The following is a 24484-nucleotide window of genomic DNA, read 5'->3' on the forward strand; positions in this document are numbered from 1 at the left end:
GTAGCGAGGAGGCTGCCATGGCACAGCAAGCGCAGGTCACCGAGGAGCAAGCGAGGGCTCTCGCCGAAGAGTCCCGCGAAAGCGGTTGGGATAAGCCGTCCTTCGCCAAGGAGTTGTTTCTCGGCCATTTCCCGTTGGAACTGATACACCCGTTCCCCAAACCGTCCGACGCCGACGAGGCGCGCACTCGGGAGTTTCTCGGCAGGTTGCGGGAATTCCTGAACACCGTCGACGGCAGTGTCATCGAGCGCGATGCACAGATCCCCGACGAGTACGTCAAAGGCTTGGCCGAATTGGGCTGTTTCGGCATGAAGATTCCGTCCGAATACGGCGGGCTGAACATGTCGCAGGTCGCCTACAACCGGGCATTGATGATGATTTCTTCGGTTCACCCCAGCCTGGGCGCGCTGTTGTCGGCGCATCAATCGATCGGGGTACCCGAGCCGCTGAAGCTTGCCGGTACCGACGAGCAGAAGCGGAAGTTCTTGCCGCGGTGCGCCGCTGGCGCGATATCGGCCTTCCTGCTCACCGAGCCGGACGTGGGTTCGGACCCCGCGCGGCTGGCCTGCACGGCGACGCCGATCGACGACGGGCGGGCCTACGAACTCGAGGGCGTGAAGCTGTGGACCACCAACGGCGTGGTCGCCGAACTGCTCGTGGTGATGGCCCGGGTGCCCAAGAGCGACGGGCACCGCGGCGGTATCAGCGCCTTCGTGGTCGAAGCGGATTCGCCCGGGATCACCGTGGAGCGGCGCAACAAGTTCATGGGATTGCGCGGCATCGAGAACGGTGTGACCCGGTTGCATGCGGTCCGGGTGCCCAGCGAGAACCTGGTCGGTCGGGAAGGCGACGGCCTGAAGATCGCGCTGACCACGCTCAACGCCGGACGATTGTCGATTCCCGCGAACGCGACGGGATCGTCGAAGTGGGCGCTCAAGATCGCCCGCGAATGGTCCGGCGAGCGGGTGCAATGGGGTAAGCCGTTGGCCAAACATGAAGCGGTGGCCCAGAAGATCTCGTTCATCGCCGCCACCAACTATGCGCTGGATGCCGTGCTCGAACTGTCCGCCCAGATGGCCGACGAAGGACGCAACGACATCCGCATCGAGGCGGCGCTGGCCAAGTTGTGGTCCAGCGAAATGGCTTGCGTCATAGCCGATGAGCTCGTCCAGATCCGCGGCGGCCGTGGCTATGAAACCGCGGAGTCGCTGGCGGCGAGGGGCGAACGCGCGGTGCCCGCCGAGCAGGCGGTGCGCGATCTGCGCATCAATCGCATCTTCGAAGGGTCCAGCGAGATCATGCGGCTGCTGATCGCCCGCGAAGCCGTCGACGCCCACCTGAGTGCCGCCGGTGACCTCGCGAAACCTGACACGGGGTTGCGGGAGAAGGCCGCCGCAGCGGTCGGGGCCAGCGGCTTCTACGCAAAGTGGTTGCCACAGCTGGCTTTTGGTGAAGGGCAACGGCCCAGGGCCTACAGAGAGTTCGGTTCGCTGGCGTCGCACCTGCGGTTCATCGAACGCTCCACCCGCAAACTGGCCCGCAACACCTTCTATGGGATGGCGCGCTGGCAGGCCAAGCTCGAGCAAAAGCAGGCGTTCCTGGGGCGCATCGTCGACATCGGCGCCGAGCTGTTTGCGATGTCGGCGGCGTGCGTGCGCGCCGAAGGGCAGCGTGCCGCGGATCCGCAACTGGGACAACAGGCTTACGAGCTGGCCGAAACGTTCTGCCAGCAAGCGACCCTGCGGGTCGAGGCGCTGTTCGACGCGCTGTGGGCCAACACCGACAGCAGCGATGTGCGGCTGACCCACGACGTGCTGCAGGGCCGGTACAGCTGGCTCGAGGACGGGATCGTCGATCAGTCCGACGGCACCGGGCCGTGGATCGCGCACTGGGAAGCGGGCGAGTCGACCGAGACCAACCTGGCTCGACGGTTCCTGACGGTGTCTGCGTCGACGGGCTCAAACGTCAAGTAGCAGAATTATCGGCATGGCCACCTACGTTGCCGGTGCAGGGGAATTCACCCGCGACACCAACTACATCACCACCCGGATCACCGCCGACGGACTCGACGGCTACCCCGTCGAGCCGGGGCGGTATCGACTCGTCGTCGCTCGCGCCTGCCCGTGGGCCAACCGCGCCATTATCGTCCGGCGCTTGCTGGGCCTGGAAGACGTTCTCTCCATTGGGTTTTGCGGGCCCACGCACGACCAGCGCAGCTGGACGTTCGACCTCGACCCCGGCGGTGTCGACCCGGTCCTGAAGATCCCGCGCCTACAAGACGCCTACTTCAAGCGCTTCGCCGACTACCCCAAAGGGATCACCGTCCCCGCGATCGTCGACGTCCCGACCGGCGCGGTCGTCACCAACGATTTCGCGCAGATGACGCTGGACTTGTCCACCGAGTGGACCGCCTACCACCGCGACGGTGCGCCCGAGCTGTACCCCGAGCGGCTGCGCGCCGAGATCGACGAGGTCGGCAAGAAGATCTACACCGAGATCAACAACGGGGTGTACCGGTGCGGTTTCGCCGGCTCGCAGGACGCCTACGACGCCGCCTATGACCGGCTGTTCACCGCACTGGACTGGGTGAGCGACCGGTTGGCCAACCAGCGATACCTGGTGGGCGACACCATCACCGAGGCCGACGTGCGACTGTTCACCACGCTGGTGCGCTTCGACCCGGTTTACCACGGGCACTTCAAATGCAATCGGAGCAAACTATCCGAGATGCCGGTGTTGTGGGCTTATGCGCGTGACCTGTTCCAGACGCCGGGCTTCGGAGACACCGTCGACTTCGTCCAGATCAAACAGCATTACTACATCGTGCACGCCGATATCAATCCGACCCGCATCGTCCCCAAGGGGCCGGATCTGACCAGCTGGCTGACCGCACACGGCCGGGAGGCATTGGGCGGCAGTCCTTTCGGCGATGGGACGCCACCCGGGCCGCCGGCCGACGGCGAGCGAGTGCCGCGCCTTCCTTGATACCGAACGTCGAGTTGTTGGGTGGAATCGCCCAGTTTTAGCCCAACAACTCCACGTTCGATCTATCGGAGTGGGCAACCCGAGGCGAGCAGGGCGGTACGGGCGCGAGCCACGACGACGTGAGGCCGGTACCGCAGCATGTCGGCGCTCACCCGGATGATCGTCCAGCTCCGGTCCTGAAGTTCGGCCAGTCGATCGATATCCCGGGTCCGCTGCACGGGATCGGTCCAATGTTGGGTGCCGTCGAACTCCACGCCCACTTTCCATTCCTCCCAACCCATATCTATGCGCGCGAGCACCGCGCCCCACTCGTTGAGCACGTCGATCTGGGTGTGCGGCCGCGGCAACCCACCGCCGAGCAGGACCAGGCGAGTCTTCGTCTCTTAGGGTGATTCGGCGCCTCCGTCGCACACCGGCAACGCCTGCCGCAACTGCACCAACTCGCGCGAGCCACGATGCCGATCGGCTACCAGTTCTACGTCGGCCGATTTCAACTCGGTCGAGTACATCAGCGCATCCAGACGAATTACCGCTGCGGTCAGACCTTTTCGTCGCCCCAGGTCGAACGCCGTGCGGGCCGGCGTGGTCAGACTGATCCCGTCACGCACGCACGTTTCATCCTCGTCAAGCGAGTCGCTATGCAGGATGATGCCGCGTGCTACGTCCCGACTCGGCCGGTTCAACTCGGCCGGTAGCCGATCGTCGATCCATGCGGTGCGATGTAGCGCCGCCGCCGACAAGCCCGCCACTGTTGCGGACCGCCCCGACCAAAGCCAGGCTGCGATCGCCCGAGTCACGGGTGTCGGCTTGGTCCCTCGTGGAATGTCCACATTGCGGTGAATCGGCTCGAAATCCGTCCGCAATCGATGCGGCGTGACGATTCCAGCGGCCAGCGCTTCGGTTCCTCTGAACGGCCATTCGAGGGGCTTCATGCCGACACAGTGCCCCGCCGCACCGACACCCTCGGTCGAACGTCGACTTATTGTCGCGAAACGACCTCAAACCGCACAACAACTCGACGTTCGGCGGAATGGTCAGTGCGTGAGCCGCACTGACCATTCCGCGTGTGGAGCATCGCGCAGTTCGCCCGACGGGTCGACCACCAACGTCAGTAGCTGCACAACGATTCCGGTCAGCCGCCCGCGTTGCGGGTCCATCGACGGGATCGTGACCGCGAGCCGGGTGCCGGGACGGAACATGGTGGTCGCGGTGTTGGCCGGGTCCTCGTACACCTGCAGCAGTCGCCACGGTGCCCGCGAAATCGCCTCGGGGACCGAGAGTTGCACCGGATAGTTGCCGGTGACCCGCAGCTCCCCCTGAGCCCCGGGTTGCTGGCATTCATTGAGGTTGAGCACATTGCAATACAGGTACGGCCCCACCCGGACCGAGTGCCCGTGCGAAAACGCGCTGATCTCCGGTCGCTGCGAGCCGGAGTCGCGTACCAGCCACCACGTGCCGACGCCGGCGCCGAGCGCCAGCAGCATGACCACGACCGCAAGCGCAGCGGCCACACCACGTTTCACTTACGCACCGCCGCGCTCATGCCGCTGTCGCGGGGCATGCCTTCCTGCTCGACCATCACCGGCCGGTTACCTCCGAGCCCCGGGATCAACGAGTTGCCGCGGAAGCTCACGATGGTCTGCGCCAGGCCCAGGATCAATATCGCACTGATGGCCGTGAAGCCTACCCACAGCTCGGTGTAGACCATCACACCCACCGCGCCGCCCAGCACCCAGGCCAGCTGCAGCGTCGACTCCGAGCGTCCGAATCCCGACGCCCGGGATTCTTCGGGCAGGTCGTCTTGCAGCGATGCGTCCAGCGAGGCCTTGCCGATGGCGGCGGCGGCGGAGGTGATCAGGGTAGCGATCGCGGCCGCCATCAGGGTGCCGGCCATCGCGGCGGCCAAGGCGACCGCGCAGACTGCCACGGTGCAGCGCACCACCAGCACGGCGGGCCTGCCCAGTTTCAGCCGCGCGCTGGTGAAGTTACCGGCGAAGTTGCCGATCCCGGCCGCGGCACCGATGATGCCCAGCATCGCGAGCTGGGCCCAGCCGTCGGCTTGGTGCGATTTCGCGACGAACGCGGGATACAGAAACAGGAACCCGACCATCACCTTGATCGTGCAATTACCCCACAGCGAGGTAATGATGTTGCGGCCCAACGGCTGTCGTAGTGCCCCGCTGACTTCCTTGTGCCAGCTGCGGCGCGGCGGTTCGCTGTCGTGGCGATAGCTCAGCGTGGCGGGCACCTCGCCGGCGGTCACCTCAACCCAGCGCGGAATCCGCATCGACAGCATCGCTCCGGCGATCGTCACCGCGACCACCACGAACAACGATCCGGGCAGTTGTAAGAGCTGCGTGCCGGCGTACTCGACGCCGCCCGCGATCGCACCGCCGACGATCGTGCCGCCGAGCAGACCGAACATGGTCAGCCGGGCGTTGACCCGCACCAGGTCGATGGTCGGCGGCATCACCCGCGGTGTCACCGCGCTGCGCAGCACACTGAACGACTTCGAGAACACCATCATCGCCAGCGCGCACGGATACAGCACCCACGACGGGAAACTGCCGCTGGCGCCGTCGTAGTTCATGATCAGCACCACCGCCAACGCGGTGCGCAGCGCGAACGACAGGGCCAGCGCAACGCGGCGGCCGTGCTGCAAACGGTCCAGCGCCGGGCCGATGAGCGGTGCGATCACCGCGAAGGGTGCGATCGTGATCAACAGGTACAGCGCAACTTTGGACTTACTCTCCCCGCTGGCCGCGGCAAAGAACAAGGTGTTCGCCAGCGCCACGGCCATCGCCGAGTCGACCGCCGAGTTCGCGACCACCGGCCACGTCAGCGCCGTGAGGCCGGATTTGTCGGCGCCATCGGCGGTGGCGGCCCGCTGGACCATCCAGTACATCCGGGAGCCCATCTCGCGGCTGCGCATGGCGGCCGCGCGGGTGACCGTGATCCGTTCACGTTCACCGGGGGAGGGGCGGCGGGGCGGCGGGTCGTCGCGGTTGGGCTGTTTTTGTTGCCGGCCCAGGGGTGGCAGATAGCGGTTGGCGCTGGGCGGCGGTGGCGGGCGGCGCGTGCGTCGATGGTCCGCGTCGTCGGTCGGGTAATTGGCCATGCCCGGGTGCTGATTCGTCGATCCACTGCGGGTCCGGCGGCCCGAGTTGGGGGCCACGCGGCCCGGATCATCACGCCGCCGTCCAGACACAAAACAATTCTCTCTTATACCGAGGGGCAACCGGGCGTGGCTCGCCAACCTAGTATTGGAGACGCGATGCATGGAGAAGAAAGCGTGACCGGACCCACCGAGGACTCCGCCGTGGCAACCGTGGCCGACTGGCCCGAAGGGTTGGCGGCGGTGCTTTGCGGTGCGGTCGACCAGGCCAGGGCGGCTATCGAGGAGTTCAGCGGACCCGACGCGGTCGGGGATTACCTGGGCGTCAGTTATGAGGACCCGACCGCCGCCACCCACCGATTCTTGGCTCACCTGCCCGGTTACCGCGGGTGGCAGTGGGCTGCCGTGGTAGCTGCCTACCCGGGTGCCGACCAGGCCACGATCAGCGAGGTTGTGCTGATCCCGGGGCCGACATCGCTGCTCGCGCCCGACTGGGTGCCCTGGGACCAGCGGGTGCGAAAAGGGGACTTGAGCCCCGGCGATCTGCTGCCACCGGCTGCGAACGACGAGCGACTGGTTCCCGGTTTCACCTCCAGCGGCGACCCGCAGGTCGACGAGACCGCCGCCGAAGTCGGGCTGGGCCGGCGTTGGGTGATGGGCCTGTGGGGTCGCGCCGACGCAGCCGAGCGCTGGCACACCGGGGATTACGGTCCCGACTCGGCGATGGCACGGTCCACCAAGCGGGTGTGCCGCGACTGCGGCTTCTTCCTGCCGCTGGCGGGATCGCTGGGCGCGATGTTCGGGGTATGCGGCAACGAACTGTCCGCCGACGGACACGTCGTCGACAAGCAGTACGGCTGCGGCGCCCATTCCGACACACCGGCGCCCGCGGGCAGCGGGTCGCCCGCGTACGAGCCCTACGACGACGGCGTCCTCGACGTCATGGATCCGCCGGAGCCCCCGGCGGATCCGCCCGAAACGTCGGCAGATACGACGGAGCCCGCGGCGGATCCGCCCGAAACGCCGGCGGAGGCGTCCGGGCCGGCCGAAGAGTCGCCCGCGGCGTCGGCGGATTCACCGGAGGAACCCGCCGCGTTCCCCGAGGTCGTGGCCGAGACGGCCGAAGCGTCCGCGGCGCCGGAGGCTTCCGAAACATCCGAGGCCCCGGCGCAGTCGGCAGCGTCACCCGAAGCTGCTTCGGACGCACCGGAATCCGCGACGGACTCGCCCGACTAGCCTTTCTCCGCCGCGGCCTTGATCCTGGCCAGCGAGTCCTTCATCCCCGCGACCGATTCGCGCTCGAAGTTCGCCGTCCCACCGAACAGCGCGTTCACCGACAGGCGCGAATACGCGCTGACGCCGTTTTCGGCGTGCCTGCTCTCGACTACTCGGGTGCCTTCGCCGTGGGGCTCGAGCTCATAGGTCCAGACCGTCCGGTTCGTGTCGACCCGGAACGCCAGCTTCTTGTCGGGAATGACCTCGATGACCGTGGCCGTGGTCGGCCAGAGCATGTGGAAGCGCCGGTTGAGGTTCAGCGTGCGGGTGCCGGGACGCAGCGGTCCGAACGGCTTCATCCAGCGACACCGCGGACTCCATTCGGGCAGGCGGCGGAAGTCGGAAATCAACGCCCAGACTTTCGCGGCCGGCGCGTCGATGTCGATCTGCGCCTGCAGTAGCATGGCAACCATCGCTTCCCCTCGGCTGCAACTAGTTGGAGTCGAGGAAGGTTTCCATGCCAGTCTGCGCGCCGCGCTCGCCCCGGCGAGCACCGGCGAGCTGCAGCAAGAAGATCGACGTACCCACCACACCCGTGCCCAGCCCTGCCAGCGCGACCGGACGCCAACTCTCTAGGGCGGGAACAAGAAATGCGACGGCCACGGCGATCAACCAGCCCACGGCGCCAATCGTGATGAACGGCCACGCCTGCAGCAGCGCGGGTGGCAGCGGAGGCGGCTCGGGACTCGGGCCAGGTTCGGCGCTCATCGCGACCAATCTAACCCGCGGTCCGTTCAGCTGGCTGCGTCGGCCGTCCAGGCGAATGCGTCGTGCGCCACCCTTCGACGTTTCTAGGCCCGAATTCTCGCGTTCCGATGTAACCTCGCGCCATGCCTGACAGCGATGCGCGGCTGGCGGCCGACCTGTCGTTGGCGGTCATGCGGCTGGCGCGCCAACTGCGGTTTCGGAATCCGTCCGCTCCGGTGTCGCTCTCTCAGCTGTCGGCATTGACGACCCTGGCCAACGAAGGCGCGATGACGCCCGGCGCCTTGGCGATTCGCGAACGTGTCCGGCCCCCGTCGATGACCCGGGTGATCGCGTCGCTCGCCGACGAGGGCTTCGTGGACCGCACCCCACACCCCGTCGACGGCCGGCAGGTGCTGGTGTCGGTCTCCGAGTCCGGAGCCGAATTGGTCAAAGCGGCCCGGCGCGCCCGTCAGGAGTGGCTCGCCGAGCAGCTCGCGACGCTGGACACCGATAAGCGCGCCACCCTTCGCGAGGCGGCTGACCTGATGTTGGCGCTGGTCGACGAAAGCCCGTGAGCCCGCGCCTGGATGTCCAGGACGTCGATGATCCCGACGACCCGCGGCTCGACGATTTCCGTGACTTGAACAGCATCGACCGGCGCCCCGATCTGCCCACCGGTAAAGGCCTGGTGATCGCCGAAGGCGTGCTGGTGGTGCAGCGCATGCTGGCGTCCCGGTTCACGCCGCACGCCCTGCTCGGCACCGAGCGCCGGCTCGAAGAGCTCACAGACGACCTGATAGGCGCCGGCGCACCGTTCTATCGGACATCCGCCGAGGTCATGGCGCAGGTGGTCGGCTTCCACCTCAACCGCGGGGTGTTGGCCGCCGCGCGACGGGTTCCCGAGCCGACCGTTGCCCAGCTGGTCGAGGGCGCGCACACGATCGCCGTGCTGGAAGGTGTCAACGACCACGAGAACCTGGGCTCCATCTTCCGCAACGCGGCGGGGCTGGGCGTGGACGCGGTGGTGTTCGGCAGCGGCTGCGCCGATCCGCTCTACCGTCGCGCCGTTCGGGTCTCGATGGGACATGCGCTGCTGGTGCCGTATGCCCGGTCCGCGAACTGGCCCGCCGATCTCGGGATGCTGAAGGGAAACGGATTCCGCCTGCTGGCGATGACGCCGGACGGCGAGGCGTGCGCGCTGGCCGAGGCGATGGCGGCCGCGCGTGACGACCGGGTCGCGGTGCTGGTTGGCGCCGAAGGCCCCGGTCTGACCCCGGCGACGCTGAGGTTGAGCGACGTGCGGGTACGCATCCCGATGTCACGCGGCACGGACTCGCTCAACGTCGCGACCGCCGCGGCGTTGGCGTTCTACGAGCGGGTTAGGCTCGGCGCGTGAACGACAAACTCGGCCAGACCACCCAATCTGTGCCCTGGGCAACGGGTTTGACGGTCGCGGGGTTTGTCGCCGCGGTAACCGGCGCCGCGGTTGTGGTGCTCAGTCTCGGTCTGGTCCGGGTGCATCCACTGTTGGCGGTCGGGCTCAATGTGGTCGCGGCGGGAGGACTGGCACCGACGATGTGGGGGTGGCGGCGCACCCCGGTGCTGCGCTGGTTCGTGCTGGGCGCGGGAGTGGGCGTGACGATCGCGTGGGTGGCGCTGCTCGCGATAACCCTGTCGTAGCTAGCGCTGTCCGCCCGAGCGCACTCCGAGCAACACGTCCTCCCAGGCCGGAATGACGGGCTTGCCGCGGCGGCTGTGTACGGGCTGCTCCGGCCGTGGGGCCGCGGCCGGCTCCACGGACTCGGTGACGGCCACCGGCTCCGCTGCGGGCGCCTCGAAAGCGACATGGGCCACCCGGGCAAGCGGCCGCAGCGGACGCTCGAAGTCCGGGTCGATCAGCTCGCTGGCCCCGTCGTCGATCGCGGTGACGGTTCCACCGTGCGCGCCCGGGATGAAGCAAAAATGCGCCAGGTTGTCGGAGCGGCCAACCTTCCAGGCCAGCTGCACGGTCCAGCGGTTGTCCTCGTTGCGCCAGGCATCCCAGCTGAGTCCGCTGTGGTCCAGGCCGCGGGTGACCATCGCCGCGCAGACCGTCTCCAGCAGGGTCATCACCGCCGGCCCATCGGCGAGCATGGGGTGCGCGGCGGTTGCCAGCTCGGCGGCGCGGTAGCGCTCCAGCAACACCGGGTGGGCGAAGCGGCGGACCCGCGACAGGTCTGAGCCCGACGCCGCTGCCACCTGCTCGACGGAGGCCCCGGCCCGGATCTTGGCCTGAATCTCCTTGGGGCTCAGCATGTTGGTGACTTCGATGTCGAGGTGCGGTTGATCGGGCGGCGCCGCTTGCTTGCGCACCAGGTCTTGCAGTCGATCGTCGGCCGCCAGCTTGTATTGCTCAGCAGGGTCGTCACCCTCGCAGATGATGTATTTGCTGTCGGCGTCGAGCCCAACCACTTTGAGTTCCCGCATGGCTTCTCCTCGCGAGCTTTGTGCAGGTCAGCGACGACCCGTCACTGTGCCGCACTCTAGTCCAGCTAACGCCCACAACCTGTGCTGACACGCTGGGCGGTTTGCGCGCCGGTGGCCGGCGGGTTAAAGCCGTTCGACAACCCAGTCGACGCATTGCGTCAATGCGCTGACGTCATCGGGGTCGACCGCGGGGAACATCGCGATGCGCAACTGGTTGCGGCCGAGCTTGCGGTACGGCTCGGTGTCGACGATCCCATTAGCCCGCAAAATCTTGGCGACCGCCGCCGCGTCGACGTCGTCGACGAAATCGATCGTGCCCACCACCTGGGAGCGCAGCGCCGGGTCGGCGACGAACGGCGTGGTGTACGGCCGCTCCTGCGCCCAGGAGTACAACCGCTGCGACGAATCCGCCGTGCGCTTGACCGCCCAGTCCAGTCCGCCGTTGCCCAGCATCCAATCGAGCTGCTCGGCCATCAGCGCCAGCGTGCCGATCGCCGGGGTGTTGTACGTCTGGTCCTTGAGGCTGTTCTCGATCGCGATCGGCAGCGAGAGGAAGTCGGGAACCCAGCGGCCGGACGCGGCGATGGCCTCGACCCGGGCCAGCGCGGCGGGGCTCATGATCGCCAGCCACAATCCGCCGTCGCTGGCGAAGTTTTTCTGCGGCGAGAAGTAATAGGCATCGGTGTCGGCGATGTCGACCGGGAGCCCGCCGGCCCCGGACGTCGCGTCGATCGCGACGAGCGCGTCACCCGAGCCGGCCGGGCGCTTGATCGGCACGGCAACCCCGGTTGAGGTCTCGTTGTGCGCCCACGCGATCACGTCGACCGACGGGTCGGTCTGCGGCTCGGGTGCGCTGCCGGCGTCGGCCTTGACGATGATCGGATCCCCGACGAACGGGTTGTTGGCGACCGCCGAGGCGAACTTCGAGCTGAACTCGCCGTAGGTCAGGTGCAGCGAGCGCTTGTCGATCAGCCCGAACGCGGCCGAGTCCCAGAATGCGGTGGCGCCACCGTTGCCCAAAATGACCTCGTACCCGTCGGGCACCGAGAAAAGCTCCGACACCCCTTTGCGCACCCGGCCCACCAAATTTTTGACCGGCGCCTGCCGGTGCGAGGTGCCGAACAGCGCGGCCGCGGTGGTGGTCAGGGCCTGCAATTGTTCGGGTCGGACCTTGGAGGGGCCGCAGCCGAAGCGGCCGTCACGGGGTTTGAGGTCAGCGGGAATCTGGAGCTGGTCAGCCATGCTCCTCAGGGTAGTGAGCCGACCCGCGACGGTGCCGGGCCGGGCCGTTTGTTCGGGCGCAGCGATGGCTACTCAGCAGGTGACAACGGCCGTTTGATGTGATCTAGACCACATAATACCGGTGACCACTGGTCAGACAACAGTGTTCCCGATTGCTCTGGTCAATTCCCGGTACCTGCGGTACCGTTTAGACATCTGACGTCCAAATGTAAACCTCGTTGGGGAGGCTTGGATATGGCTAGGACGCGAATGGTCCGGCGCTGGCGCAAGAAGATGGAAGTGCGCGACGACGCCGATTACGTGAAGATGCTCGCCACACTGTCTGAGGGGTCTGTGCGGCGCAACTTCAACCCGTACACCGACATCGATTGGGAGTCACCGGAGTTCGCCGTCACCGAGAACGACCCTCGGTGGATTCTCCCGGCGACCGACCCGCTGGGTCGCCACCCCTGGTATCAGGCCCAGCCCGAAGAGCGCCAGATCCAGATCGGCATGTGGCGGCAGGCGAACGTGGCCAAGGTGGGCCTGCACTTCGAGTCGATCCTGATCCGCGGCCTGATGAACTACACGTTCTGGGTACCGAACGGATCCCCCGAGTATCGGTACTGCTTGCACGAATCGGTTGAAGAGTGCAACCACACCATGATGTTCCAGGAGATGGTCAACCGCATCGGCGCCGACGTCCCGGGCATGCCGCGGGTGCTGAAGTGGCTCTCGCCGGCGGTTCCGCTGGCGGCCGGGCCGTTGCCGGTCGCGTTCTTCATCGGGGTACTGGCCGGTGAGGAGCCCATCGACCACACGCAGAAAAACGTTCTGCGCGAAGGCAAATCGCTGCACCCGATCATGGAACGGGTGATGGCGATCCACGTGGCCGAGGAAGCGCGGCACATCTCGTTCGCGCACGAATTCCTGCGCAAGCGTTTGCCGGAATTGACCAAGAGGCAACGGTTCTGGACCGCGTTGTACCTGCCGCTGACCATGAAGCTGCTGTGCCGGGCAATTGTGGTGCCGCCCAAGTCCTTCTGGCGCGAGTTCGAGATCCCGCGTGAAGTCAAGAAGGAACTGTTCTTCCGGTCGCCGGAGTCGCGCAAGTGGCTGTCCGACATGTTTGGCGATGTGCGGATGCTGGCCTACGACACCGGCTTGATGGAAAACCGCTCCGCGCGGCTGATGTGGCGGATCTGCAAGATCAACGGCAAGCCGTCTCGCTACCGCAGCGAGCCGCAGCGCCAGCACCTGTCCGCTGTCCCGGCCGCGTAACTGCCGCGAGTTCCTTTATGCCGCACGTTATTACCCAGTCGTGCTGTAACGACGGGTCCTGTGTCTTCGCCTGTCCGGTGAATTGCATTCACCCGTCACCCGATGAGCCGGGGTTCGCGACGACCGAGATGCTCTACATCGATCCGGCCGCGTGCGTGGATTGCGGTGCATGTGTGAGCGCCTGCCCGGTGGGCGCGATCGCGCCCGATAACCGGCTGGAAAACAAGCAGCTGCCGTTCGTCGAGATCAACGCCGCGTTCTACCCGGAGCGACCGGCCGACGTGAAGCTGCCGCCGACGTCGAAGCTGGCGCCGGTGATCCCGGCCGCCGAGGTGCATGCCCGCCGTTGGCCGCTGACCGTCGCCATCGTCGGGTCGGGGCCGGCGGCGATGTATGCCGCCGACGAGCTGCTCACCCAGCACGGCGTGCGGGTCAACGTCTTCGAAAAGCTGCCCACACCTTACGGTTTGGTGCGCGCCGGGGTGGCCCCCGATCACCAGAACACCAAGAAGGTCACCCAGCTCTTCGACCGGGTCTCGCGGCATCGCCACTTCCGCTTCTATCTGAACGTCGAGGTCGGCAAGCACCTGAGTCACGCCGAGTTGCTGGCGCATCACCACGCCGTGCTGTACGCGGTGGGTGCGCCCGACGACCGCCGGCTCGACATCGACGGCATGGGCCTACCGGGCACCGGCACCGCCACCGAGCACGTCGCGTGGATCAACGGTCATCCCGACTTCTACGATCTGCCAGTCGATCTCAGCCACGAGCGGGTGGTGATCATCGGCAACGGCAACGTCGCCCTGGACGTCGCTCGCGTGCTCACGGCGGACCCGGAAGGCCTGGCCCGAACCGACATCTCCGACCGCGCACTCGCGGCGCTACGGAACTCCGCGGTTCGCGAGGTCGTCATCGCCGCGCGGCGCAGCCCCGCAGACTCGGCGTTCACCCTGCCCGAATTGATCGGCCTCACCGGCGCTTCCGACGTCGTGCTCGAACCCGGCGTCCGCGATCTGGTGGCGCGCGATCTCGCGACCGCCTCGGACACGTTGACCCGCAACAAGCTCAAGATCCTGAGCGAGCTCGGCGACGCGTCGGTGCCGGGACCTCGCCCGCGCATCCGGCTCGCCTATCAGCTCACGCCCGCCCGCGTGCTGGGTGAGCAGCGCGCCACCGGGGTGGAATTCTCGATCACCGGCACCGAAGACATGCACCGGATTGATGCGGGTCTGGTGCTGACGTCGATTGGCTACCGCGGCAAGCCGATTCGCGATCTCCCGTTCGACGAGTCGACGTCGGTCGTTCCAAACGACGGCGGCCGCGTCGTCGAACCCGGCTCCGGCCGGCCGGTAACCGGGGCCTACGTCGCGGGGTGGATCAAGCGCGGCCCGACGGGATTCATCGGCACCAACAAGTCCTGCTCGTTCCAGACGGTCCAGGCCTTGGTCGCCGATTACAACGCCGGCACGCTGACCGACCCGGTGACCAAGCCGGACGGATTGGACCAGTTCGTGCATGCCCGCCAACCCCACGTCGTCGACTCCGCGGGATGGGCCGCCATCGATGCCGCCGAGATCGCCCGGGGCATCGACGACGGCCGACCGCGCAACAAGTTCGCCGACGTCGCCGACATGCTCGCGGCCGCGGCGACCGCGCCACCGGCGCCGAAGCGCCGGCTGCTGGCGCGGCTGCTCGGTTAGCTACCGGCTAGCGCCGGACATCGCCGCTTGGATCTCCTCCGGGCTGACCTCGCGCACCGGCTGGCCCAGCGACCAGCGGTGGCCGAACGGGTCGGCGACCACGCCGTAGCGGTCACCCCAGAATTGATCCTGCAACGGCGCCACCACCGTCGCGCCCGCGTCCACCGCCCGTTGGTACTTCGTGTCGACGTCGGTGACCGTGAGGTGGATGGTCACCGGAGTGCCGCCCAGTGACTTGGGCGTCATCGATTTGCCCCCACAGGTCTCCGGGAAGTCATCGTTGAGCATGACGTTAAAGCCGTTGATCCGGACCGCGGCGTTGACCAGCCTGCCGTCCGGGCCTGGCACGCGGCCCAGCTCCTCGGCGCCGAAAGCCTTGACGTAGAAGTCGATTGCCGCCGCGGCGTTGTCCACGACGAGGTGTGGGATGACTGCGGGTTCGATGTTGATGGCCATTGGGGTCTCCTTGCTGTCGGGTCGCGCGCCAGCCCCGGCTGGGGATTGGCTCACGGTTATTGACTGCGCGCGCGACGCAAAGTCATCGCGGCGAGACCCATTCAAACGCCGGGCACCGACAAGTGGGTTAAGCGTGGCTGAGCACCCGGTCCCAGCCTTCGACGGATTCCGGGCTGCGCGGGGCCGGCCCCACGTAGATGGCCGAGGGGCGCACCAGCTTGCCGAGCCGCTTCTGCTCGAGAATGTGCGCACACCACCCCGCGGTGCGCCCGCAGGTGAACATCGCCGGCATCATGTTGGCCGGTACCTCGGCAAAGTCCAGGATCACCGCGGCCCAGAACTCGACGTTGGTCTCGATGGCCCGGTCCGGGCGGCGTTCCCGCAGCTCGGCCAGGGCGGCCTGCTCGAGCGCGACCGCGACCTCGTGGCGCGGCGCGCCCAGCCGCTCGGCGGTCGCGCGCAGTACTCGGGCCCGCGGGTCTTCCGCGCGGTAGACCCGGTGCCCGAAGCCCATCAGCTTGTCGCCGCTGTCCAGGATTTTCTTGACCAGGCCGCGCGCGTCGCCGGTGCGCTCGACCTCTTCGATCATCGGCAGCACGCGGGCCGGCGCGCCGCCGTGCAGCGGCCCACTCATCGCACCGATCGCACCGGACAGCGATGCGGCCACGTCGGCACCGGTGGACGCGATCACCCGCGCGGTGAAGGTCGACGCGTTCATGCCGTGCTCGGCGGCCGACACCCAGTAGGCGTCGATGGCCTCGACGTGCCTGGGGTCGGGTTCACCTTGCCAGCGGGTCATGAAACGTGCTGTGACCGTTTGGCATTCGTCGATAACCCGTTGCGGAATAGCCGGCTGGTAGATGCCGCGCGCGGATTGGGCCACGTAGGACAGCGCCATCACCGATGCCCGGGCCAGTTGGTCGCGGGCGGTGGCCTCGTCGGTGTCGAGCAGCGGCTTGTACCCCCAGATCGGGGCCAGCATCGCCAGCCCCGCCTGCACGTCGACCCGCACGTCGCCGGTGTGGATCGGCAGCGGGAACGGCTCGGCGGGCGGCAAACCGTGGCCGAACCTACCGTCGACCAGCAGAGCCCAGACATCGCCGAACGTCACCTGCTGATTCACCAGGTCTTGGATGTCGACGCCGCGGTAACGCAGCGCGCCGCCGTCCTTATCCGGCTCGGCGATCTCGGTGGTGAAGGCGACGACGCCTTCGAGACCGGGGACAAAATTTTCCGGGACCACAGACATAGGAAAATTCTTGCACCTCGGAGTTTTGCCGACGCTACCGGCCGGTCGCTACCGGCGGTAGCTACCGGCCGGTAGCTACCGCCGGTAGCGTTGGCCCGGTGGCCGGACCAGATGACGATCACCTGCAGCGGATGCGCGTGGAGTACGGGTCAGCGGAGCGCGACGCCAGCTCCGATCTCGACGCTTCCTGGCTCGACGATGGGTGGCTTGCGTTACTGCGGAGGTGGATTGAAGATGCCGAACGTTTCGGGGTCTCCGAGCCCAACGCGATGGTGCTGGCGACCGTCGCCGATGGCAAGCCGATGAGCCGTTCGGTGCTGTGCAAGAGCGTCGACGAGACCGGGATCACCTTCTTCACCAACTACGACTCGGCCAAAGGCGTCGAGCTGGCCGAGACGCCGTACGCGTCGGCGACCTTTCCCTGGTACCTGCTGGGGCGGCAGGTCCACGTTCGGGGCGCGGTGACCAAGGTCGACCCGCAGGCCAGCGAGGACTACTGGTCCAAGCGGCCGCGCGGCTCCCAGCTGGGCGCCTGGGCGTCACACCAGTCGCAGCCGATCGCGTCCCGTGCGGCGCTGCTCGATCAGCTGGCCGAAGTCACTGACCGCTTCGCCGATTTCGAGACCATCCCGGTACCGCCGAACTGGGGCGGCTACCTGATCGCGCCCGAGGTGGTGGAGTTCTGGCAAGGCCGGGAAAACCGGCTGCATAACCGCATTCGGGTCGTCGGCGGCCGCGTCGAACGGCTACAGCCCTGATCACACCCGGCGGGTGGTTGTGAGGCCAAACACCGCACGATAAGGCGGGGTTCATCTCAAAGAAAGCCGCGAGGTCAACAGAGCAGACCCCGGGCAGGCGCGTCGTCGCGATAACGACTACCTTCAGCTGTACGCACCTAGCCAAGGCGCAGCCATACCAGCCAGAGCGCAAAGGGGTTCTCGTGGCCGACACCGACGACACCGCAACTCTGAAGTACCCAGGCGGTGAGATCGACCTGCAGATCGTCAAAGCCACCGAAGGCGCCGACGGTATTGCGCTGGGCCCGCTGTTGTCCAAGACCGGCTACACGACGTTCGACAACGGCTTCGTCAACACGTCCGCGTGCAAGAGCTCGATCACCTACATCGATGGCGACGCCGGCATCCTGCGCTACCGGGGAATCCCGATTGATCAGCTCGCGGAGAAGTCGACCTTCATCGAGGTCTCCTACTTGCTGATCTACGGCGAGCTGCCGACCGCCGACCAGCTGGCCGACTTCACCAAGCGGATTCAGCTGCACACGATGCTGCACGAGGACCTGAAGCGGTTCTTCGACGGCTTCCCCCGTAACGCGCACCCGATGCCGGTGCTGTCCAGTGCCGTCAACGCGCTGTCGGCGTACTACCCCGATTCGCTCGACCCGATGGACAACGCGGACGTCGAGCTTTCGACGATCCGGTTGCTGGCCAAGCTGCCGACCATCGCCGCCTACGCCTACAAGAAGTCCGTCGGCCAGCCGTTCCTCTACCCGGACAACTCGTTGTCGCTGGTGGAGAACTTCCTGCGCATGACGTTCGGGCTGCCCGCCGAGCCATATCACGCCGACCCCGAGGTAGTACGGGCGCTGGACATGCTGCTTATCCTGCACGCCGACCACGAACAGAACTGTTCGACTTCGACGGTCCGGCTGGTGGGGTCGTCGCAGGCCAACCTGTTCACCTCGATCTCCGGTGGCATCAACGCGCTGTGGGGGCCGCTGCACGGTGGCGCCAACCAGGCCGTGCTCGAGATGCTCGAGGAGATCCGCCAGAGCGGCGACGACGTCAGCGAGTTCGTCCGCAAGGTGAAGAACCGTGAAGAGGGTGTCAAGCTGATGGGCTTCGGCCACCGGGTCTACAAGAACTACGACCCGCGTGCCCGGATCGTCAAGGAGCAGGCCGACAAGATCCTGGCCAAGCTCGGCGGCGACCCGCTGCTGGACATCGCCAAGCAGCTCGAAGAGGCCGCGCTGACCGACGACTACTTCATCGAGCGCAAGCTGTACCCGAACGTCGACTTCTACACCGGGCTGATCTACCGGGCACTCGGGTTCCCGGTCCGGATGTTCACCGTGCTGTTCGCGCTGGGCCGGCTGCCCGGCTGGATCGCGCACTGGCGCGAGATGCACGACGAGGGCGACAGCAAGATCGGCCGCCCACGCCAGATCTACACCGGCTACACCGAACGCGACTACGTCGGCATCGACGGACGGTAGCGGGCGGCTCTAGGCAAGCGAGGCCAGCACCGCCATCGCGGCGTTGTGGCCGCCGATGCCCGACACGGCGCCGCCGCGGCGAGCACCCGAGCCGCACAACATGATTCGTTCGTGGACGGTCGCCACGCCCCACTGGCGGGCCGGGCTGTCGAGCTCCTCGTCGTCGTCCGCGAACGGCCAGGACAGCGCGCCGTGAAAGATGTTGCCCGCCGTCATCGCCAGGGCGTGTTGCAGGTCCAGGGTGGTTGTCGTCTCGACGCAGGGCCGGCCCTGCGCGTCACGCATCAGCACATCCGAAATCGGTTCGGCCAGCACCGAATTCAGTGAGGCCAGCACGGACTCGGTCAGCTGGTCGCGGGCGACGGGGGAGTCGCCTTCGAGCAGCGAGTGGGGTGTGTGCAAGCCGAACACCGTCATCGTCTGAACACCCGACTCGCGCAGCTCGGCCGACAGGATGCTGGGGTCGGTCAGCGAATGGCAGTACGCCTCGCACGGCAGCGGATCCGGTAGCGCGCCGCCGGCGGCGCGAGCGTAGGCAGTCTCCAGCTGGCTGCACGTCTCGTTGACGTGAAACGTGCCGGCGAACGCCTGCTCGGGTGTGACGCTCTGGTCGCGTAACCGGGGCAGCCGCCGCAGCACCATGTTCAGCTTCACCTGCGCTCCCGGTGCCGCCGGCGCCGGCGGCTCGCCGAGCAGCTCGGCCAACACCGTCGGGGTGACGCCGGCCAGAATGAACCGGCCCTGAATCGGGTGCTCCTCGCCGTCCTTGCGGTAGCGCACCTCGCCGTCCGGCTCCACGCCGTAAACCTCTGCACCGGTGATGATTTCGGCTCCGTGACGCACAGCGGCGGCGGCCAGCGCCGCGGTCACCGCGCCCATCCCGCCGATCGGGACGTCCCAGTCCCCGCCGAGCACGTGATACAGGAAGCAGATGTTCTGGTGCAGCGATGCATCGTCGAGCCGAGCGAACGTGCCGATCAGCGCGTCGGTGGCGATCACGCCGCGGACCAGGTCGTCGCGCACGGCCCCGGCGATCGCGTGCCCGATCGGCTCGTCGACGATCGCGCGCCACGCCCCGGCGGCCTCCCGACCGCCGCCGTCGGTGACGTGGCGGCGCGCCTGCTCGCGGGTGCGAAGCTGTTCGGTCAGCGTCGGCCAGAGCCGGTCGGTCACCAGGCGGCAGCGGCGGTAGAACTCGGCGAATCCGCGCTCGTCGCCGGCGGCGCCGATCGCCCGGAACGAATCCGGCGACCCGACCAGCAGCCCGCTGCGCCCGCCTGTCGCGGGGTGGGGTGTGTATGACGAATATTGCCGCCGGGCCAACCGCACGTCGGCGCCCAGGTCCGCGACGATGCGCGGTGGCAGCAAGCTGACCAGATACGAGTACCGCGACAGCCGGACGTCGACGCCGTCGAAGGCCCGCGCCGACACCGCGGCCCCACCGATGTGCCCGAGTCGCTCCAGCAGCCGCACCCGAAGCCCGGCCCGGGCCAGGTAGCCCGCTGCCACCAGGCCGTTGTGGCCCCCACCCACGACGACTACGTCACAATCCGGCGCGCCACCGAGGGACATGTCTAGCCCAGGTAGCCCTCGACCTGGTCGCCGGGGCGCACCGCGGCCTCGCGTGGATCACCACCGGTTTCGCGCAGCGCGCGCCGCTGACGCAGCAGGTCCCAGCACTGGTCGAGTTCGACCTCGACCCGGCGGAGCCGTTCGTGTTCCTGGGACTCGCTGATGTCGCGGTGCTGCAGCTGTGCCCGCAGATTTTTCTCCTCGGCGACAAGGTTGCGGATGTGCGCCAGGGTTTCGCTGTCGGTCGGTCTACTGCCCATCGCTCCAGTGTGCCCGACGCGACCGGTGACAACGGGCGCAGTCGGTAGGCTGCATATCGCTTGCAGGACGGACGGGGGTCCCGGCACAGGCAGCGAGGAGGGGCAGTCGTGAGTCTACGGGCGCGTTTCGGCCATGCGGCTGATTCGCGGCGGGCCCCGATCTCCTACCTGCGTTCGCTGGGCGTGGGCTGGCTGATCGGGTTGGTGGTCATTCCATTGCTGATAGCCGCAATCGGCTACGGCGCACTCGAGCGGTCCCGGGCTGCCCGCGGGCCGGCCGGTGCGACGCCGCCGGCCGTGTCGTCGAGCAAGCCCGGCAAGCCGCCGTTGTCGCTGGCGCCGCTCTCAATTGTCCGCAATGGCAATGACGTAACGCTGACCGGTGAGTTTCCCGACGATTCCGCGAAAGCCGGGCTGACCCGGGTGCTGAAAAGCGCGCTGCCGGCCGGTGTCGACATCGTCGACCAAATCGGCATCAACCCGAATATCGACGCGCTCGATTTCTCCAACGCCGGACCGATTTTCAAGGACAGCGCGTCGATTGCCAACTTCAATCTCACGGTCAACGGGGACACGATCACCCTGACCGGAACGGCCGCGTCGCAAGATCAGAAGAACACGATCGGCTCCGACGCCGCGCACACCTGGTCGAATCTTACTGTCGTCGACCAGCTCGTGGTGGATGGCTCGGTGCCGCCGTCGCCACCGCCCGCACCCGCGGTCCAGTGTGGCGATCTGCAGTCGGCCATCAATGCCGTGACGGGCGGGCCGATTACGTTCGGCAACGACGGATTCAGCCTGACCCCGGCCGACGACCAGATTTTGGCCCAGGTCGCGGACAAGCTGAAGGCTTGCCCGATCGCGCACACGACGATCAACGGCTACACCGACAATTCGGGCACCGAGGAGGTCAACATCCCGCTGAGCGACAACCGCGCCCAAACGGTGGCGAATTTCCTTGTCGCCCATGGTGTTGCGGGTGATCATTTGACGGTCCGGGGTCTGGGTTCGATAAACCCGGTCGCCGGCAACGACACCGCCGACGGTCGCGCGAAGAACCGCCGCGTCGAAATCGTGGTTGGCTGAGGAATATTCGGTATGGCTTTCGTAGTGCAGTGGTTGTGGTACCTGCTGGCTTTCGTGGCGGGATCGGCAGTTGCCTGGGTGATCGCCGCGCTGACGAGGGTGCGCCGATGAATCACGTGCACTGGTGGCTGTTCGGCTTGTCGTTCGCGATGGGGTTGGTGTTGACCCTCGCGTTCCTGACCCGATCTGTCAAATATGAAGTGCCCCTTGATGTATCGGCCGATCACCCGGTGATACCCGACCCTCCCACGACGAGGATTGTGACCGAGGTGCCGACGACGAGGGTTGCGACCGACCCCCCGACGGCGAAGATTCCCGCGAATATCGAGTCGCGGACGACGAAGATCCCGGTGCCACCGCCCGCTCCCTACGGGCCCGGCTCCGTGCGGGCCGGCCCCGACGGCCGTGGCCCGGCGGGATGGTTGGTCAAGGCACGCATCGATACCCGGCTCTACTACATCCCCGACAATCCGGGTTACGACCCGACCGTAGCCCAGGTGTGGTTCTCCGACGAGCAATCCGCCTTACGCGCCGGCTTCACGCCGTGGCACCCAAACGCCCGGAAATGACCACGGGCGTCGGGTATTAACTCGGGGCGGGCAGCCGCAGCAGCAGTCGCGCACCGCCCAGCGGACTGTCCTGCAGCGAAGCCGTCCCGCCGTGTAAATGGGCCTGCTGGGCCACCAGGGCCAGCCCCAGCCCCGATCCCGAGTGCGAGGCCGTCGACCCGCGGGAGAACCGCTCGAACACCATGTGGCGCTCGCCTTCGGGCACACCACTGCCGTTGTCGTCGACGGCGATGTCCACCCCGGCGCGCGAGCTGACCGCCGACAGCTGAACCCGGGTGGCGCCGCCGTGTTTGACGGCGTTGGCGATCGCGTTGTCGACCGCCAGGCGCAGACCCGCCGGCATTCCGACGATGATGCAGGTGGGCGACGGCACCAGCGAGACATCGAGGTCGGGATAGACGCGCGACGCGTCATGGGCGGCGCGGTCCAGAAGTTCGGTGATGTCGACCGGCACGTGATCGTCAGAGGTGGACAGTTCGCCCTGGGCCAACCGCTCCAGCGCGCTGAGCGTCGCCTCGATTCGGGATTGCGTGCGGATGACGTCGCTGATCACCTCGTTGCGCTGGTCAGCGGGCAGATCGAGGGTGGACAGCACCTCGAGGTTGGTGCGCATCGCGGTCAGGGGAGTGCGCAATTCGTGGGAGGACACGGCAGCGAAATCGCGTGCCGACGAGAGCGCTTCCTTGGTGCGGTTCTGCTCGTTCCAGATGCGTTGCAGCATGCCGCGCATCGCCTCGGCGATCTCTACGGCCTCGGTGGCGCCGTGCACCTCGACTCGCGGCGCCTCGTCGCCCGCATCGATCAATCGGGTTTGCTGCGCAAGCTGTTTGAACGGGCGCACCGCGAAAGAGGCCAGCAGCCAGGCGAATACCGTCGAGGCGAAGATCGCGAACCCACAGATGAGCAGCACCCTGCGGTGCAGATTATTGGTCTCGGCGAGGGTGGCGTCATAGGTCGCGCCGACGGCCAGCGAGGTCGGCTCCGGCCCCGGGATCTCCACCGTGCGCACCCGATAACGCACACCGTTGATGTAGGTGTCGGTGTAGTCGACGTCGGAGCGGGGCAGCGTGACATCGGAATTCGACTTCACCCGGCTGCCGCGCCGGATCGTCATGATCGCGTCGCGGTCGTTGGGTGAGCGCGGAATCTCGTCCAGGCCGCGCGGCAGGAACGGGATCGCGAAACCGGCGGCCTCGTCGAGCCGGCGGTCCAGCCGCTCCTTGCGGTCGTTGGTGATCCCGACCCAGACGACCGCACCGACGATCAGCACCGGAATCGCGGCACCGATGGCTGTCGCGAGCACCACCCGGGTCCGCAGCGAGGGCGTACGGGCCAAGATTCGCGACAGGAACTTCATGGCTGTTCGCGCCGACCGCGTCGTTACTGCATCCGCAGAACGAACCCAACGCCACGGACGGTGTGCAGCAACCTCGGACCGCCGTTTGCCTCCAGCTTGCGGCGCAGGTACCCGATGAAGACGTCGACGACGTTGGTGTCGGCGGCGAAGTCATAACCCCACACCAGCTCCAACAGCTGGGCGCGGGACAGCACGGCGGTCTTGTGCTCGGCCAGCACCGCCAGCAGGTCGAACTCGCGCTTGGTCAGGTCGACGTCGACGCCGTTGACGCGCGCCCGGCGGCCGGGAATGTCGACCTCCAGCGGGCCCACCGTGATGGTCTCCGACGAGGTCGACGCGACGGACCCGCGGCGGCGCAGCAGCGCCTTGACCCGCGCGACCAGTTCGGCCAGCACGAACGGCTTGACGAGGTAGTCGTCGGCACCCGCTTCCAGGCCCGCCACCCGGTCGTCGACCGAGCTGCGGGCGGAGAGCACGCAGACCGGGACGTCGTTGTCCATCGCGCGCAGGGCGGTGACGACGCTGACGCCGTCCAGCACGGGCATGTTGATGTCCAGCACTATCGCGTCGGGGCGGGTCTCGGTGGCGCTGCGCAGGGCCTCGGCCCCGTCGACGGCGGTGGAAACTTCGAAGCCGGAGAGGCGCAGTCCGCGCTCCAGCGAGGCAAGCACATCGGAGTCGTCGTCGACGACCAAGACGCGAGGTGAGCTGACGCCAGAGTCCATGCCGCCCATTTTGCCGGATTGTTGGATCAGACGGGTCATCGGGGAGTGGCCCGGTGGCTAAATGGTTACGTTTTCGAGTCTCAGCCGCGACTGGCGAACGATAAAGACCATGCGATGATCGAATCCAGGTGGCAGGCCAAGACATTGAGTGTCTTGGTCAGCGTTGACGTTGCGGGCCTTCGATTTCGGTGCCACCGGCCGTAACGGAACTCCAGAGACGGAATCGTTGTGACTGAGGCCATGGGTC

At 67.1% G+C, this 24484-nt stretch carries 23 protein-coding genes and 3 pseudogenes; 13 read left to right on the top strand and 13 right to left on the bottom strand.

Annotated elements, in window-relative coordinates; all coding sequences use genetic code 11:
- Nucleotides 1–17: 17 nt before the first annotated feature.
- Nucleotides 18–1973, top strand: a complete 1956-nt coding sequence (locus G6N55_RS21995; RefSeq protein WP_085221889.1) for an acyl-CoA dehydrogenase family protein — start codon at nt 18–20, stop codon at nt 1971–1973.
- A gap of 13 nt (nt 1974–1986) precedes the next feature.
- The gene (locus G6N55_RS22000; protein WP_085221890.1) at nt 1987–2985 is read left to right on the top strand and encodes a glutathione S-transferase family protein; all 999 of its coding nucleotides are present in this window, start codon (nt 1987–1989) and stop codon (nt 2983–2985) included.
- 86 nt (nt 2986–3071) lie between these two features.
- Here G6N55_RS22000 and G6N55_RS22005 read toward each other — a convergent pair.
- From G6N55_RS22005 to G6N55_RS22015, 3 genes and pseudogenes are all read right to left on the bottom strand, one after another.
- Nucleotides 3072–3917: pseudogene (locus G6N55_RS22005) on the bottom strand (endonuclease domain-containing protein); the annotation flags it as partial.
- 102 nt (nt 3918–4019) lie between these two features.
- Nucleotides 4020–4508, bottom strand: a complete 489-nt coding sequence (locus tag G6N55_RS22010) for a DUF2771 domain-containing protein (RefSeq protein WP_085221891.1) — start codon at nt 4506–4508, stop codon at nt 4020–4022.
- A complete protein-coding gene (locus G6N55_RS22015) occupies nt 4505–6160 on the bottom strand; it encodes an MFS transporter (RefSeq protein WP_139826814.1) in 1656 nt (551 codons plus the stop codon). Before G6N55_RS22015 ends, G6N55_RS22010 begins: the two co-directional genes overlap by 4 nt.
- 117 nt (nt 6161–6277) lie before the next feature.
- Here G6N55_RS22015 and G6N55_RS22020 point away from each other — a divergent pair.
- Nucleotides 6278–7054, top strand: a pseudogene (locus G6N55_RS22020) (DUF3027 domain-containing protein); the annotation flags it as partial.
- A 278-nt stretch (nt 7055–7332) separates the two neighbouring features.
- On the opposite strand, the gene G6N55_RS22025 reads toward G6N55_RS22020, so the two are convergent.
- Nucleotides 7333–7788: an SRPBCC family protein gene (locus G6N55_RS22025; RefSeq protein WP_085221894.1), complete on the bottom strand. Its 456-nt coding sequence runs from the start codon at nt 7786–7788 to the stop codon at nt 7333–7335.
- A 19-nt stretch (nt 7789–7807) separates the two neighbouring features.
- Nucleotides 7808–8083, bottom strand: coding sequence for a DUF2530 domain-containing protein (locus tag G6N55_RS22030; protein WP_085221895.1), 276 nt, complete (start codon nt 8081–8083; stop codon nt 7808–7810).
- A 122-nt stretch (nt 8084–8205) separates the two neighbouring features.
- Between G6N55_RS22030 and G6N55_RS22035 the strand changes: the two genes are divergently transcribed.
- The 3 genes from G6N55_RS22035 to G6N55_RS22045 are packed head-to-tail and all read left to right on the top strand — an operon-like array spanning nt 8206 to nt 9742.
- On the top strand, nt 8206–8637 hold the full coding sequence (locus G6N55_RS22035; protein WP_085221896.1) for an Rv0880 family HTH-type transcriptional regulator: 432 nt from the start codon (nt 8206–8208) through the stop codon (nt 8635–8637).
- Nucleotides 8634–9458: a TrmH family RNA methyltransferase gene (locus G6N55_RS22040; RefSeq protein ID WP_085221897.1), complete on the top strand. Its 825-nt coding sequence runs from the start codon at nt 8634–8636 to the stop codon at nt 9456–9458. Before G6N55_RS22035 ends, G6N55_RS22040 begins: the two co-directional genes overlap by 4 nt.
- A complete protein-coding gene (locus tag G6N55_RS22045; protein ID WP_085221898.1) occupies nt 9455–9742 on the top strand; it encodes a DUF2537 domain-containing protein in 288 nt (95 codons plus the stop codon). Before G6N55_RS22040 ends, G6N55_RS22045 begins: the two co-directional genes overlap by 4 nt.
- Here G6N55_RS22045 and sepH read toward each other — a convergent pair whose 3' ends face one another.
- Both sepH and serC read right to left on the bottom strand, forming a co-directional pair.
- Complete coding sequence (gene sepH, locus G6N55_RS22050) at nt 9743–10528, bottom strand: septation protein SepH (RefSeq protein WP_085221899.1); 786 nt, start codon at nt 10526–10528, stop codon at nt 9743–9745. It abuts the gene before it with no gap.
- Nucleotides 10529–10651: 123 nt separating this feature from the next.
- Nucleotides 10652–11770, bottom strand: a complete 1119-nt coding sequence (gene serC, locus G6N55_RS22055; protein ID WP_085221900.1) for a phosphoserine transaminase — start codon at nt 11768–11770, stop codon at nt 10652–10654.
- Nucleotides 11771–12004: 234 nt separating this feature from the next.
- Here serC and G6N55_RS22060 point away from each other — a divergent pair, with 234 nt between their 5' ends.
- Together G6N55_RS22060 and G6N55_RS22065 are read left to right on the top strand one after the other, a co-directional pair.
- On the top strand, nt 12005–13030 hold the full coding sequence (locus tag G6N55_RS22060) for an AurF N-oxygenase family protein (RefSeq protein WP_085221901.1): 1026 nt from the start codon (nt 12005–12007) through the stop codon (nt 13028–13030).
- Nucleotides 13031–13047: 17 nt separating this feature from the next.
- Nucleotides 13048–14730, top strand: coding sequence for an FAD-dependent oxidoreductase (locus G6N55_RS22065; protein ID WP_085221902.1), 1683 nt, complete (start codon nt 13048–13050; stop codon nt 14728–14730).
- Here the strand turns inward: G6N55_RS22065 and G6N55_RS22070 are convergent, their stop codons facing one another.
- Both G6N55_RS22070 and G6N55_RS22075 read right to left on the bottom strand, forming a co-directional pair.
- A complete protein-coding gene (locus G6N55_RS22070; protein ID WP_085221903.1) occupies nt 14731–15186 on the bottom strand; it encodes a VOC family protein in 456 nt (151 codons plus the stop codon).
- A 127-nt stretch (nt 15187–15313) separates the two neighbouring features.
- Nucleotides 15314–16435: a citrate synthase 2 gene (locus G6N55_RS22075; protein ID WP_085221904.1), complete on the bottom strand. Its 1122-nt coding sequence runs from the start codon at nt 16433–16435 to the stop codon at nt 15314–15316.
- A gap of 131 nt (nt 16436–16566) precedes the next feature.
- Here G6N55_RS22075 and pdxH point away from each other — a divergent pair, with 131 nt between their 5' ends.
- On the top strand, nt 16567–17193 hold the full coding sequence (pdxH, locus tag G6N55_RS22080; RefSeq protein WP_085221934.1) for a pyridoxamine 5'-phosphate oxidase: 627 nt from the start codon (nt 16567–16569) through the stop codon (nt 17191–17193).
- 182 nt (nt 17194–17375) lie between these two features.
- The gene (locus G6N55_RS22085) at nt 17376–18668 is read left to right on the top strand and encodes a citrate synthase (RefSeq protein ID WP_085221905.1); all 1293 of its coding nucleotides are present in this window, start codon (nt 17376–17378) and stop codon (nt 18666–18668) included.
- A 9-nt stretch (nt 18669–18677) separates the two neighbouring features.
- Here G6N55_RS22085 and G6N55_RS22090 read toward each other — a convergent pair whose 3' ends face one another.
- The gene (locus tag G6N55_RS22090; protein ID WP_085221906.1) at nt 18678–20240 is read right to left on the bottom strand and encodes a phytoene desaturase family protein; all 1563 of its coding nucleotides are present in this window, start codon (nt 20238–20240) and stop codon (nt 18678–18680) included.
- A 2-nt stretch (nt 20241–20242) separates the two neighbouring features.
- The gene (locus G6N55_RS22095) at nt 20243–20500 is read right to left on the bottom strand and encodes a DUF2630 family protein (RefSeq protein ID WP_085221907.1); all 258 of its coding nucleotides are present in this window, start codon (nt 20498–20500) and stop codon (nt 20243–20245) included.
- Nucleotides 20501–20608: 108 nt separating this feature from the next.
- Between G6N55_RS22095 and arfA the strand changes: the two genes are divergently transcribed.
- The 3 genes and pseudogenes from arfA to arfC all read left to right on the top strand — a co-directional run bounded on the left by arfA (nt 20609) and on the right by arfC (nt 22155).
- Nucleotides 20609–21586 (top strand): channel-forming protein ArfA/OmpATb, encoded by a 978-nt coding sequence (arfA, locus tag G6N55_RS22100; RefSeq protein WP_232078816.1) that lies wholly within the window; start codon nt 20609–20611, stop codon nt 21584–21586.
- Between the two features lie 12 nt (nt 21587–21598).
- Nucleotides 21599–21682 (top strand): annotated as a pseudogene (gene arfB, locus G6N55_RS30250) (channel accessory protein ArfB); the annotation flags it as partial.
- A gap of 11 nt (nt 21683–21693) precedes the next feature.
- Entirely contained in the window at nt 21694–22155 is a 462-nt protein-coding gene (gene arfC / locus G6N55_RS22105; RefSeq protein ID WP_085221908.1) for a channel accessory protein ArfC, sunset domain variant, read from the top strand.
- A gap of 16 nt (nt 22156–22171) precedes the next feature.
- On the opposite strand, the gene G6N55_RS22110 is transcribed toward arfC, so the two are convergent.
- Together G6N55_RS22110 and prrA are read right to left on the bottom strand one after the other, a co-directional pair.
- Nucleotides 22172–23512, bottom strand: a complete 1341-nt coding sequence (locus G6N55_RS22110; RefSeq protein ID WP_085221909.1) for a sensor histidine kinase — start codon at nt 23510–23512, stop codon at nt 22172–22174.
- Nucleotides 23513–23535: 23 nt separating this feature from the next.
- Complete coding sequence (prrA, locus tag G6N55_RS22115) at nt 23536–24246, bottom strand: two-component system response regulator PrrA (protein WP_139826817.1); 711 nt, start codon at nt 24244–24246, stop codon at nt 23536–23538.
- Nucleotides 24247–24484 lie beyond the last annotated feature (238 nt).

Source organism: Mycobacterium florentinum (assembly GCF_010730355.1).
In the GTDB taxonomy this organism is placed as follows: domain Bacteria; phylum Actinomycetota; class Actinomycetes; order Mycobacteriales; family Mycobacteriaceae; genus Mycobacterium; species Mycobacterium florentinum.